This window comes from Buttiauxella sp. A111 (assembly GCF_014189855.1).
In the GTDB taxonomy this organism is placed as follows: Bacteria; Pseudomonadota; Gammaproteobacteria; order Enterobacterales; family Enterobacteriaceae; genus Buttiauxella; species Buttiauxella selenatireducens.
The window spans coordinates 304,300-317,307 of record NZ_BJFN01000006.1; the positions used below are offsets into that span (position 1 = coordinate 304,300).

General features: G+C 50.6%; 11 protein-coding genes. 4 read left to right on the plus strand and 7 right to left on the minus strand.

What is annotated here, in order from left to right:
- The first annotated feature begins 48 nt into the window (after positions 1-48).
- Entirely contained in the window at positions 49-1,167 is a 1,119-nt protein-coding gene (locus tag BSPA111_RS18560; RefSeq protein ID WP_183272617.1) for a lactonase family protein, read from the plus strand.
- Positions 1,168-1,215: 48 nt separating this feature from the next.
- Positions 1,216-3,126, plus strand: a complete 1,911-nt coding sequence (locus tag BSPA111_RS18565) for a transcription antiterminator (protein ID WP_183272618.1) — start codon at positions 1,216-1,218, stop codon at positions 3,124-3,126.
- A gap of 191 nt (positions 3,127-3,317) precedes the next feature.
- On the opposite strand, the gene dolP is transcribed toward BSPA111_RS18565, so the two are convergent.
- The 4 genes from dolP to BSPA111_RS18585 are packed head-to-tail and all read right to left on the minus strand — an operon-like array spanning position 3,318 to position 6,941.
- Positions 3,318-3,893 (minus strand): division/outer membrane stress-associated lipid-binding lipoprotein, encoded by a 576-nt coding sequence (gene dolP / locus BSPA111_RS18570; RefSeq protein WP_183272619.1) that lies wholly within the window; start codon positions 3,891-3,893, stop codon positions 3,318-3,320.
- Between the two features lie 9 nt (positions 3,894-3,902).
- Positions 3,903-4,493: a DnaA initiator-associating protein DiaA gene (diaA, locus tag BSPA111_RS18575; protein ID WP_183272620.1), complete on the minus strand. Its 591-nt coding sequence runs from the start codon at positions 4,491-4,493 to the stop codon at positions 3,903-3,905.
- Between the two features lie 19 nt (positions 4,494-4,512).
- On the minus strand, positions 4,513-4,908 hold the full coding sequence (locus tag BSPA111_RS18580) for a YraN family protein (RefSeq protein ID WP_183272621.1): 396 nt from the start codon (positions 4,906-4,908) through the stop codon (positions 4,513-4,515).
- Positions 4,866-6,941, minus strand: coding sequence for a penicillin-binding protein activator (locus tag BSPA111_RS18585; protein ID WP_183272622.1), 2,076 nt, complete (start codon positions 6,939-6,941; stop codon positions 4,866-4,868). Before BSPA111_RS18585 ends, BSPA111_RS18580 begins: the two co-directional genes overlap by 43 nt.
- 62 nt (positions 6,942-7,003) lie before the next feature.
- Between BSPA111_RS18585 and rsmI the strand changes: the two genes are divergently transcribed.
- Together rsmI and BSPA111_RS18595 are read left to right on the plus strand one after the other, a co-directional pair.
- Positions 7,004-7,870: a 16S rRNA (cytidine(1402)-2'-O)-methyltransferase gene (gene rsmI, locus BSPA111_RS18590; RefSeq protein ID WP_183272623.1), complete on the plus strand. Its 867-nt coding sequence runs from the start codon at positions 7,004-7,006 to the stop codon at positions 7,868-7,870.
- 112 nt (positions 7,871-7,982) lie between these two features.
- Positions 7,983-8,627, plus strand: coding sequence for a hypothetical protein (locus BSPA111_RS18595; RefSeq protein ID WP_183272624.1), 645 nt, complete (start codon positions 7,983-7,985; stop codon positions 8,625-8,627).
- Between the two features lie 48 nt (positions 8,628-8,675).
- Here BSPA111_RS18595 and BSPA111_RS18600 read toward each other — a convergent pair whose 3' ends face one another.
- The 3 genes from BSPA111_RS18600 to BSPA111_RS18610 all read right to left on the minus strand — a co-directional run bounded on the left by BSPA111_RS18600 (position 8,676) and on the right by BSPA111_RS18610 (position 12,709).
- Positions 8,676-10,574, minus strand: a complete 1,899-nt coding sequence (locus BSPA111_RS18600; protein ID WP_183272625.1) for an enterotoxin — start codon at positions 10,572-10,574, stop codon at positions 8,676-8,678.
- Positions 10,575-10,663: 89 nt separating this feature from the next.
- Complete coding sequence (gene kbaY, locus BSPA111_RS18605) at positions 10,664-11,542, minus strand: tagatose-bisphosphate aldolase subunit KbaY (protein ID WP_183272626.1); 879 nt, start codon at positions 11,540-11,542, stop codon at positions 10,664-10,666.
- Positions 11,543-11,554: 12 nt separating this feature from the next.
- A complete protein-coding gene (locus BSPA111_RS18610) occupies positions 11,555-12,709 on the minus strand; it encodes an SIS domain-containing protein (protein ID WP_183272627.1) in 1,155 nt (384 codons plus the stop codon).
- Between the last annotated feature and the right edge of the window lie 299 nt (positions 12,710-13,008).

Genomic DNA, 13,008 nt, shown 5'->3' on the forward strand with positions numbered 1-13,008 from the left:
GCGCTCAACGGCATCCACCTTTTAAGCCACTATTCAAAGGAACCTCCAATGTCTGTAATACACAATCCAGGGATGGCAGACCCTCAATTTGCCTGGGTTGGAACCTACTCTCCCAATGGCGAAGGGATTTATCGCTTTCAGGTTGATGCGAAAACCGGTGCGCTGAGCCACAAAACATTAGTCTGCGAATGGCCAAATGCCGCGCAACTGACGATCGCTCGCGATGGCAAAACGCTGTATGCGGCCAGTGAAGTGGAAAAGGGCGTTGTTGCCGCTTTACGTGTGGGTGACGACGGGAGCCTGAAAAAGCTTAACCAGGTTTCATCAGGTGGTGCGGGGCCGGTTTATCTGTCTCTGACGCCTGACGAGCGTTATCTGCTGGTGGCTAATTACACCAGTGGCTCCGTTGCAATATTGCCGGTGCAAGCGGATGGTAGTCTCGGTGACGCCACTGATATCCAGCAAGATTCTGGCCCTGCGGGGGCGAAAAAACCTGAAGCTGCCGTAGAAGGCAGTTTTGCCGTAAGCGGGCATAGTGGCCCACACGCCCATATGATCAGTACCGATCCCAGCGGGAAATTTGTCTTTACTACCGATCTTGGCCTCGACAGGATTTATCAATATGACTTTGATGATGAAAGCGGGAAGCTGACGCCTAACGATCCTCCGTTTATTGCCGCCTCCTCAAAAGGTGCCGGGCCACGCCATTTTGTGTTTACGCCAAAAGGTGATGGCTTATGGTTAATCAATGAAGAGGCTTCTACGCTGACTCACTATCAGCTGGATGCAAGCAAAGGGACATTGACGGAAGGTGAAAGTATTTCTACTCTGCCCGAAGGCTTCAAAGGCACTAACTTCGCATCGGGTCTGGTGCTAAGCCTGGATGGAAAGCAGCTGTATGTCGCTAATCGTCTGCATAACAGTATCGGGCACTTTACTGTTGCAGAGAACGGCAAGCTGGTTCATCAAGACAATGTCTGGACGCGCGGTGATTATCCGAGGATGTTAACCCTCGACCCTACGGGAGCGTATCTGTACGTCATGAATCAGCGCAGTGACAACATCACTCGCTTTAGTGTGGCGCCGGCAGGTGGAAAACTGACTTTTGTTGAGGATTACTGTGCGGTAGGAAACCCGTCACAGATGGTTCTGCAACCGATAAAGTAGTGGCTGTAACGGGTGCTAATCCCTCCCGACTAACGAAAGGAAACGGCAGTGAGATTCCCCAACCAACGTCTGGCTCAGTTGTTTGAGATGCTACAAAACGAGACGCTGCCCCAGGATGAACTGGCGCGGCGTTTAGCTGTTTCTACGCGCACGGTGCGTACGGATATCACGGCTTTAAATGCATTAATGGCTGATCACGGCGCGCAATTTGTTCTGAATCGCGGTGCAGGCTACCAGCTCAACATCACCGATAAGGCGCTCTACCAGGCGCTTCAACAGCAGCCTTCGCGCCAATTGCGTATCCCACGTAGCTCGCCTGAGCGGGTGCATTATCTGGTGGTGCGCTTTCTCACCTCCGCATTCTCTTTAAAACTCGAAGATCTGGCAGAAGAGTGGTTTGTTAGCCGCGCGACGTTGCAAAGTGACATGGCAGAAGTGCGCGAGTGGCTCGCTCGCTACAATCTGACCATTGAAACGCGCCCGCGCCACGGCATGAAGTTGTTTGGCAGCGAAATGTCGGTGCGCGCTTGCCTGACCGAACTGCTCTGGCAACTGACGCAGGAAGACAGTGACAACCCACTGCTGACCGAAGAAACACTTAATGCAGGCGTGCCGGAGCAACTGGCGGCTGAACTGCATAGTTGCTTCACACGCTGCCGTATCCGCCTGACTGACGAAGGGGAACAGTTTATACGCTTGTACTGTGCTGTCGCGGTTCGACGTATCAGCGAAGGCTACCCGCTGCCAGATTTCAGCGCCGACAATGTCGACGAAGCCGTACGTGAAGCCGCACGGCAAATCACTGGGCTGTTACAGACGCTGGCTGGCAAACCGCTTTCGGAAGCGGAAGAACAATGGTTGCAAGTGCACATCGCTTCACGCCAGGTACAAGAAGTGGCACCGAGTGCCATTAGCGCCGACGATGACGAAGCGCTGGTGAACTATATTCTGAGTTTCATCAACAACAACTATAACTACAACCTGCTGACAGATAAGCAGTTACATGCTGATTTACTGACGCATATTAAAACCATGATAACCCGCGTGCGTTATCAGATTAACATCCCCAATCCTCTGCTGGACAATATCAAGCAGCACTATCCGATGGCGTATGACATGACGCTTGCCGCGGTGTCGAGTTGGGGCAAATACACGCCTTTTGTCATCAGTGAAAACGAAATTGGTTTCCTGGTGCTGCATATCGGTGTCGGGCTGGAACGCCACTACAACATTGGTTATCAACGTAACCCGCGTGTGCTGTTGGTTTGCGATACCGGGAATTCCACGGTGCGCATGATTCAGGCGATGTTGCTGCGTAAATATCCGCAGATAGAGGTCAGACGTATTATTTCGCTGCGCGACTACGAACAGCTCGACAGCGTTGAGGAAGATTTTGTTATCTCCACCGCCAGAGTCACAGACAAAGCGAAGCCTACCGTGGTGGTGGCACCGTTCCCGACCGAGTATCAACTCGAACAGTTAGGCAAACTGGTGCTGGTGGATCGTACTCGTCCCTATATGCTGGAAAAATTCTTTGATGCCAGCCATTTCCGCGTCATTGACGAGCCCATGTCGCAGCAGGAGTTGTTCAGCACGCTATGCCAACAGCTTGAGCAAGAAGGGTTTGTCGGTGAGGACTTTTATCCGTCGGTGGTGGAGCGTGAGGCGATTGTCAGCACCGTGCTGGGCGAAGGCATTGCGCTTCCGCACTCATTGGGACTGATGGCAAATAAAACCGTGGTTTATACCGTGCTTGCACCTCAGGGTATCAATTGGGGCGATGACACGGCGCATGTCATCTTCTTGCTGGCAATCAGCAAAAGCGAGTATGAAGAGGCGATGGCGATTTACGATTTGTTTGTCACTTTCCTGCGCGAAAGGGCAATGCCGAGGCTGCGAGACAGTAAAGATTTTGACGAGTTTAAAGCCGTGGCGATGGATTGCTTGAGTCGGTTTTGATGGGAGTCCCCCCTCATCCCGACCTTCTCCCTGAGGGAGAAGGAGAAGTCAGATGATCCCCTTTCCCTGAGGAAGAAGAAGAAGTCAGATGATCCCCTTTCCCTGAAGAGGAAGGAGAAAAGAACGCCATCTGAAGGAGAAGGAGACTAAGTCCCCTCTCCTGGGGAAGAGGGTTAGGGTGAGGGGAAAAATTATTTCAGAATAGTAAACGCAGTCGTCACATGTTTTACGTCACTGACCCGGCTGGCAATATCTGCCGCTGCTTTAGCTTCCCGTTCTGTCACCAGACCCAGTAAGAAGACTTCGCTATTCTCGGTAGTGACTTTCACACTGGTCGATTTTACCTGGTCGCTTGCCAGCAATTGCGAGCGTACTTTGGTGGTAATCCAGGTATCTGACGACGCCGTACCTAAGCCAATCGGTGCCATGATACGGATTTCGTTGTACACCTCGGTGGTGCCATCAACGCCCAACGCAATTTGTTTGGCTCGTGAAGCGAGTTCAGTATTTGGTGCCTGGCCGACAAGCAGGACTTTTCCCTGATAAGCCGAGACGTTGATACGTGCGTCTTTCTTGATTTGTGCGTCTTTAGACAATGCGCTGCTTACGCGCAATTCCAGAGTACCATCGTCAACCTGAGTACCGACTGAGCGAGGATCTGTCGCGGTTTTAGTGGCGACAGCGGCGGTACCCACTACTGCGGCAGCAACACAACCTTGTAGAAGTAACGCAGTAAAAAGGACTGCAAGTGGCTTTAATGCCTTCATTTGTACTCCTTAAACGTCCTGGTGTGGGAATAACGTATTATCAATCAGATCGCACAGGCAGTTTACCGTCAGCATATGCATTTCCTGAATGCGTGCGCTGCGGTGAGAAGGGATGCGGATTTCAACATCCTGCGGCCCTAATAAGCCGGCCAATTCCCCGCCGTCATAGCCAGTTAATGCAACGATAGTCATGTCACGTGTCACGGCAGCTTCTACCGCTTTGACAATATCACGACTGTTACCACGGGTCGAAATCGCGAGCAAAACATCACCGGTATGGCCGAGCGCACGTACTTGTTTAGCGTACACTTCTTCGTGTAAACGATCGTTTGCGATCGCGGTTAAGACCACATTATCGGCATTAAGTGCAATGGCAGGTAAACTCGGGCGCTCAGTTTCAAAGCGGTTGATCATGCTGGCAGCAAAATGCTGGGCGTTAGCCGCAGAAGTGCCGTTGCCGCAGCACAGAATTTTATTGCCATTGAGCAGTGACTGAACCAGTGTCATTGCTGCACGGGAGATAGCATCTGGCAACGCTTCAGCGGCGGCAATCTGAGTTTGAATACTTTCCGTGAAGCAGACTTTGATTCTTTCGAGCACGTTTATTTACCTGGTTACTTTAAACATCTGCGGTGAACGCGTTGGTTAACCACTCTATTTCATTGCCGGTGAAGGCTAACACATCGAAACGGCAATCCACAGTATCAAAACTTCCTGATGTGCGTGCTAGCCAATACTGAGCGACATGTAACAATTTTTGTTGCTTGCGGCGCGTGACGCTGGCAGCAGCACCACCAAAGAGGTCGGAGCGCCGGTATCGTACTTCTACAAAGACGATAACGGCACCGTGTTGCATGATGAGGTCGATTTCGCCACCGCGTGCATGAACATTGGCAGCAATAAAGCGCAGTCCTTTACGTTCAAGAAAGCGGCGCGCGCTCAACTCGTGGTGCGCGCCAGCTTGTTGACGGGTCAGGAGGCTGGAACGATTTGACCCCGACTGAATTGCAGCCAATTTAACTTCCTGTTAATGACGCAATCTGGATTTGCAGACAGCGTACCGGTGTTGCCATTCACCTGATAACCAGGAACCTGGCGGATTTGAGAGAAGTGATTTGCCAGTGACCATGCATCCACACCCATCGCATACAGACGCGCCAGCGAGTAGTCGTTATGCACACTCCCCAACGCTTGTTGCATCAACGATGGATTGTTGCCCGCAAGCATCGGGATTTCACTGAACTGCAAACCGTCCATTTCCAGACGGAAATCTGGACCGTTCACGCCCTGAGAGCTGCGCGAGCTGGCATACAGCTGTGCTGCGCTACGGCTACCGGTACGCATGGCGATCATCGGTTTGATCAGAGCGACTTCATCCGGCGTTGCCACAATATAAGCGGCGTCTACGCCACCGGACGTACCTGCGGTAATTTGTGCATCAGTCGGTGGTGGTGGGATAGTCAGCCCGCCGATGGTCACACCCGCTGGTTGAGCGGAGGCTGGCGTTACCGGAGTTCCGCTTAACGCGATACCTGAACCGCTGTTAATCCCTTGTTTGAGTTCGGCAATGGAACCGAATTTTTGTTGCAGCACCGTGCTGCCACCCAGCTTCAGCCATTCATCGGCAAAGGCTTTGGTCACGCGATCGCCCAGTGTGCTACGCGGCACCAGTAACAGCGGTGCACGGTGGCCCTGTTGCCAGATATGGCCTGCTGCATCACGGGCTTCATCTTCTGGCGACAGTGCGAAGTAGCAGATATTGGCACGGTTCTGTACGTTTTCCGGCTGGTTCAACGCCAGGATATTCAGTGGCGAAGTCGTGGTGGCTAACTGGTCAACATTGTTTTTAAGCAATGGGCCGACGACTATCGTTGCACCATCTTGCTGGGCTTGAGCCAGTATCTGCGCCAGTGGCTGCGTGGTGGTATCGTAGACTTTGATTTCAGCGGATGGATTCGCCGGGGCTGCTGCCGCTGCCTGCACTTGTGGCGCAGGTTGCGCCGCTGGAGCAGGTTGTACAGGAGTCTCCGTAGGCTGTTGGGTTAAATCATCAACCGAGGCGGCTGACGGGCTTGCCACCATGTTGGGATCGACTGGCTGTGGCAGAGCTGCTTGTGTGGTATCACCAGGTTGCGCATTGGCATCCGCTGGCTGCGCTGGTGCCGTCGTTTGTGAAACCGGTGCGGAACCCATGTTTTTCGCTGCTTCAAAACCCTGCTGAATGGTGCGACCAAAAACCGCGGCCTGGCCGCTTAATGGCAGCAGCAGGGCAATTTTGTTAGTCGACGCGGGTTTGTAATTCTGCATATTGCTTAACTGCGTCGGCAGTGTTTTCGCACCCGGATTCTGCGGATAGCGCGTTTGCCAGTCTTTAATACCGGCTTTGAGCATTTCAGGATCGTTACGGTTGTCGTTCCAGACGCGTTGCAGATCCAGCCAACCTTGCAGTGTGTTTTCGTCGGCATTGATAACCAGAGACTTCATCTGCTCGGCCGTCATCAGCGATAACGCCTGCCAGGTACCATCAATATTTTTTTGATGCGCAGGGCCGGTCAACATTGGCTCTTGCGCGATGTATGCGCGCAGCAGTTCAATCGACGGGTGATTCTGGCTTGCGTCGATAACCGCCTGGTAATAGCGCGCCTGCTGATTTTTGTTAAGCGCAGCAACATTGATTTTGCTCAGACGCGCGTTGGCATCGGCATAATCTTTCTGAACGACTTTCACTTCGGCTGCCAGCAGTGCCTGTTCGCGGCGTTGCGTCTCGTCCATCTCTTTCGGTAGCTGATTGTAGAGATCAACGGCTTGCTGGGTTTTGCCTTCTTTTAACAGCGCATGAATGGCGAGTAATTGCCAGGTGGTCTTGCTATCATCAGTGCTTTGCTGCATTTGTTGCAGGTAATACGCCGAATTAGCAGTGGCTTCGCCCTGCATATGCGCATTCGACTGGTCTGGTGCTTTAGTAGTACAGCCGGCAAAAAATAGCGCGGCCAGCACAACAGGCAGACAACGCCCGGCTTTAGAACGAATAAATTTAGACGGTACCATTCTGTATCCAGTGTAATTTTTATCTCAGTGTTCAATATTAAATCGGCAATACGGATGAAACAATGAAACAACTCGAAACGGCGGCTATTTCTGCCAGCACGCTCTACATCGTTCCGACACCCATCGGTAACCTCGGCGATATCACACAGCGGGCGTTATCCGTGTTGCAAAGCGTTGACCTGATTGCCGCTGAAGATACTCGCCATACAGGATTACTGCTGCAACATTTCGCCATTAATGCGCGATTGTTCGCATTGCACGATCATAACGAGCAACAAAAATCAGAAACCTTGCTGGCTAAGCTTCAGGAAGGGCAAAGCATTGCGTTAGTTTCTGATGCAGGAACGCCATTAATTAACGATCCTGGTTACCATCTGGTGCGCACATGCCGCGAAGCGGGTATCCGCGTCGTGCCGCTGCCCGGCCCTTGTGCTGCTATTGCGGCATTAAGTGCTGCCGGTTTACCTTCCGATCGCTTCTGCTACGAAGGTTTCTTGCCTGCTAAATCGAAAGGCCGCCGCGATGCGCTTAAGGCCATTGAGCAAGAACCTCGCACGCTGATCTTCTATGAGTCCACGCATCGCCTGCTCGATAGTTTAGACGATATCTGCGCTGTGCTTGGTGAATCACGCTATGTGGTGCTGGCTCGCGAGCTAACGAAGACCTGGGAATCGATTCACGGCGCCCCGATTGGTGAGTTGGCGGCATGGGTGAAAGAAGACGAAAACCGCCGCAAAGGTGAAATGGTCCTGATTGTCGAAGGCTTTAAAGCGCCAACCGATGATGCGCTGCCGGCCGATGCGCTGCGTACTCTTGCTTTGCTACAAACAGAACTACCGCTGAAGAAAGCCGCTGCACTGGCCGCCGAAATTCATGGTGTGAAAAAGAATGCGCTGTATAAATATGCGTTAGAAAACAGCGAGAAATAACGTTTTACGAGAAGCCTCGCATTGTGTTGTTACGGGTATCGGTATTGTTTGAAAACTAAAAATAAGTGATGTTAATTTGCTCAAACTGTTTTTAGCTTAGGATGAGCAAATTATGCCGGTGTTAATGCGTGGGGACTCGAATATGATCGTAATGCCATTATCTTATAGCCCTGCGGCGATTGAGCGCTCTTTTCAGGTGGTTGATGAAATCACGCTGGCGGGGAAGAAGTTTCTGGTTATCTTTGATAAACAGACGCCGCGCGCCGCTATAGTTAAAGCTGATATTGAAGAGATTGATGGTGTCGCGCGTCATATCGCGGTGGCAATGCTTGAGTTAGCCAATCAAAAAAGTATTGGCGATAATGTCATTTCGGTTGAGCGTTTTTGGGAAGAAACGGATCTGCTTCAGGTTGAGGGGGTCTGTGTGGAGAGGCGCTATCAGGAGGCGGGTTTTGCCACCCGGCTGTATGAAGCGCTAGTGATTAACTGCGGGGTCATTCTGATGAGTGATAATACGCAGTATCAAGGCGGCAAGGCTTTGTGGCAAAAGATTGCACGTGAATCAAAGGAACTGTCTGTGTTTGTTCTGGACACCGATTCCGGCAGATTCTATCCCTATGATGGCACGAAAGTTATCTACGATGGCTCGAGCATTCCAGAAGAAAAAATCTGGAGTGAACATCCTGATACGGCTCGTTTTGGCGTAGTGTTGATAGCTGAAGATAAGAAAAAAATCGACAAACTTGCCTCAAATTAAAAACCCGCTTTCGCGGGTTTTTTGTTTTAACTACCAATGATGAAAATATTATTTCTCGCCAGTAACCGGCGTCGCCTCAATCACCAGCGTTTCCAGCGGCTTCAGGGTGACAATCACCGGCTTGCTGTAGTCATCTGGCAGCGTACTATTCTTGCCGTAGACCGATTTCAGTGTGAAATGCGTGGCTTCGCCATCAGGGATTTCAAAGCTCTTCGTCAAATCCAGATAGTAGCTTTGTTCTTTGTCAGACGGGTTACGCAAACCAAAGATAGCTTTATCTTTGCTCCACGATGCCCAGCCATACGCTTCAAGCAAAGTTGGGTCACCGCCAATCCAGTGAGTATCAACCAGCACAGCGCTATTTGCGCGTGACCATTTCGCGGCATCTGCCAGCGTGTCCCACTTGGCGCTATTCAACATGGATGGCGTGATGTACAGCTCTTGCAGTTGAGTCCCGGTGGCAAAATAGCTCCAGACCTGGTCGGCAAAGTCACTGTCGGTTTGTACTTTCTCAAGCCCGAAATAGGCATGCTCGGCGCTAACAATTCCGTGGTACATCAGCGAGTTTATCGGGAACAGCGGACCTTTACGCACGATAGAACGATAAGTTTCGGCATCGCGGTAGGTCATCCATTGTTGAACCGGTAAGCCTTTACCATAGACATTAATATCATCGCCCTGGCGCCAGATGGAATCGGCGTAAAATAGCCAGGAAGGGCTGGCGTCAGTACCGGTGGTGAGGTTAATAAACAGATCTTTATTTGCCTCACGCATGTTCTTGATAAGCTCGATCGATGCATCAAAGTCGGACGCAAACTGGCTGCCCTGAATCCAGTTATTGGCATTCCCCATACCATCAAGTTTGAACGAGGTAATATGTTCATTCTTGATTAACTTAATGATCTGCTCGTTAAAATTGCGGAAGTAATTTGGGCCGGAGAGGGCCAGTTTCCCGTCAACGGTTTCAAAGCCATTTTCTTTGGCATGAGAAACGCGAATATCGCGCGGTTTGTTATAGCCGCCCCATGGCGATAACCATAAACCCACCGAAGTATGCAGGCTGTCGGCTTTTTCTTTCACGACACCAAAGCCATTGCTGAACGCCGGGCCAAATAGCCATTTGCCCGTGCGGTCATCCCAGCCGTCATCCAGCAGGAAGCCATCAAGTTTAACGCCGCGTTTTTTAATGAGCTCATCGGCGTAGCTATCCATCCGATTGAGCACATCTTTTTCGGTATATGTGGTGAAGAACCCAATATCCATCCAGCTGTTGTAATGCAGATACGGCTGATATGGGCGCGGGCGCATCGCATTAATAAATTGGTTGAAGTTACGGCGCAACTGATTCGTCGCTTCAAAGGTACCGAAATAAGTTGTAAAGGTAACCGGCGCGTCGGTTTTAATTGGGGTTTTTAGCGCAACGTTCAGATTCGTTGTTGTTTCATACGCGTAAGTATTAACGATAGGTTTTTCCGGCAGAATAAAGAAACTGTCGGCAATAATCGGTGAGCTATTAATTGCGCCATCAACGTAAGGGGCTTGCGATTGTCCTTTCGTTGGGAAGAAGGTGATTTTCGCAACATCCTGCGCTCTATCTTTCGCCTTTATCGTGTAGTCGATGCTGGCGTACTTGCCTTTAAGGACATTCAATACCACCGTAACCGCGAAATCTTTATGGTCGTAATCGATATGAATAGCGTCATCTTTTTGGCTGACATTTTTAATTTTAAAGTCGGCGGCGTGAATAACATCTTCATTAGGTAGTGTCAGAAAGAACAACTCTTTGGGGGCGAGTTTACTTTGTGAGAGCTTGTCCTTTATCACGACGGCAGAATTAGTGTCATCAAATGAGATAGAGATATTGTTGTTATTTAGCAGATATTCAGAAGCAAAAGCGCCATTGCTAATCAGAAGTAATAATACCGAGCTCTTTATGATTTTCTTCATCGTTTGTCCTTGTGATTCGAGGGTTTCGTGGCAAGTATCAAACTGATTGCGTTACCCGGTTTTCCAGGTAACGCTTTAAAAAATAAGATTTATAGCGAGGTTTCAGCTTCAGGAATTAATTTATTGGCAGACCCGCAAACGGTGACTTTACTGCGTACCACTTCTTTCATGGCATCCATCCCGACACGCATGTAATAGCGGGGATCGTTGCCTTCAGGGTTATCGCCAAACCATTTTTTAACAGCGGCCGCAAACGCAATTTTTAGCTCGGTTGCGACATTCACTTTGCATACGCCCAGTTCGATGGCGCGTCTGACATATTCGTCAGGCACATCGCTTGCACCGTGCAGAACCAGAGGGATATCCACAACTTCGCGGATTTCACCCAGGCGTTGGAAATCAATTTTCGGGCGTTTAGTGTAAAGCCCATGCGCGGTGCCAATAGCAACGGCAAGGCTGTCGATGCCGGTGAGTTCAACAAAGCGACGCGCTTCTTGCGGATCGGTGAGGAAAGCACTTTCTTCGTCCACATCCATATCGTCTTCCACACCACCGAGACGCCCTAATTCGGCCTCGACGCTGCAATCATGACGATGACAAAAATCGACTACGGATTTCACCAGCCGCACGTTTTCGGCAAGCGGGAAGTGGCTGCCGTCGATCATGGCGCTACGTACACCGGCGTTCACTTTACGGCTGATATCCGCCAGTGATTCATGGTGATCCAGATGCAGCGCAAGCGGCATGTCGTAGCTTTCAGAGTAGGCCTCGCACAAAGCGTAGATCTCTTCAAAAGCGATATGTTTAAAGGTGCCTGGCGTGCCTGCCAGGATAACGGGTGACTGCATCTCTTTGCAGACTTCCAGAATCGCCTGGATAGTTTCCGCGTTGTGAATATTAAATGCAGGAACGGCATAGCCTCTGGCCTGCGCATCCTGAAGAAGATATTTAGTGGAAATAATACTCATGTTGGGATCCTCTCAGCCTTTCCACGGATGAATAATCACACCTTTCACAACACGGTTTACCGTGCCGCTGGCAGAAGGCGTATCAGGGGTGATGCCTGCTTTGATTGATTCGGTTAGCGCGAAAATCTGTGCATACATCAGGAAGCAGAAAGCCTGCTCAACGTCGATAAACTCACGGGAAGGTGGCAGCCAGATATGCGGCCCTGTCTCGACTTCCGGGCAAGGTGACGCGCAGATTGCCACGACGCGCATCGCCTGTTGGTCGCGACGCAGTTCAGCCAGTAAATCGAGATCGTATTGGCGGGTATACGGATGGCTTGAAACCATCACCACGACTAACGTTTCGTTATTGACCAGTGATTTAGGGCCGTGGCGGAATCCGGTTGGAGAGTCATAAAACGCGGCCAGTTTTCCGGCGGTGAGCTCCAGTACTTTTAGTGCAGACTCACGAGCCACACCCTGCAATCCACCGCTGCCGAGATAGACAACACGCTTAAACGCAAGGTCGCCAAACACGTTTTCGTTGAACTCACCCTGTGAGGCAATAATTTGCTCGCAGCGAGTCGCCACATCCTGGAAGGAGGTGCTGTTGATGACATCAGGGGCAAACACCGCAAGGCAGCTAGCCATCATGGTGGTGATACTGCTGGTCATGGCGAAGCCGCGATCGTGCGTTTCCGGCGGCATTAATAGCGCCAGGGAATTGTGACTGGTGGCCGCATTCTGATACAGGCTACCGGCTTCGTTACACGTAATGATCAGGTGGTAGCAGTGCTCCATCACCTGATTGACTAAATCGACTGCCGCCACGCTTTCAGGACTGTTGCCAGAGCGTGCAAAAGAGACCAGTAACGTCGGCTCCTGCGGGGATAAGTAATCCAGCGGGTTGGTGACCAGGTCGGTGGTTGGCACCGCAACAAAGTTTTTCCCGGTGTGGCGTGACAGCCACGGCGTAACAATATCGCCAATAAAAGCGGAGGTTCCTGCACCCGTCAGGATAATTTTTAGAGAGGTGTTTTGCAGCAAAGGCTCAAGGAATGCATCGATGTTGCTACGTTGATTACCGATATTTTTTAACGATCGGCTCCAGCTTTCCGGCTGTTGGCGGATCTCTTTTTCGGTCCAGGTTGATGTGCCGGAAAGACAGGCAGATTGGGTTTCGCTCATAACTCAGTCCTTAGCAGTGCAAGATCATCGGAAGTAGCACAAAGCAGTACAGGACAATCTTTCGTTTTGTTTCATTTACTCAACTTCATGCTTAAATAAAATCTATAGAAAAGAAAACGAAAGGTCAACGTAAGAAAAACAATAAAACGAAAAATGTGATCCAGGAAATGATCGTTTTCATTCAATCAATTGATTTTAAATATAATTATGAATAAATAGATAATTGACGTGAAGCTAATCGAAAGGAAAAGAAAGATCTGCCGCCGGCAGGCGACAGATCAAAGCGAGGAGCAACGAAA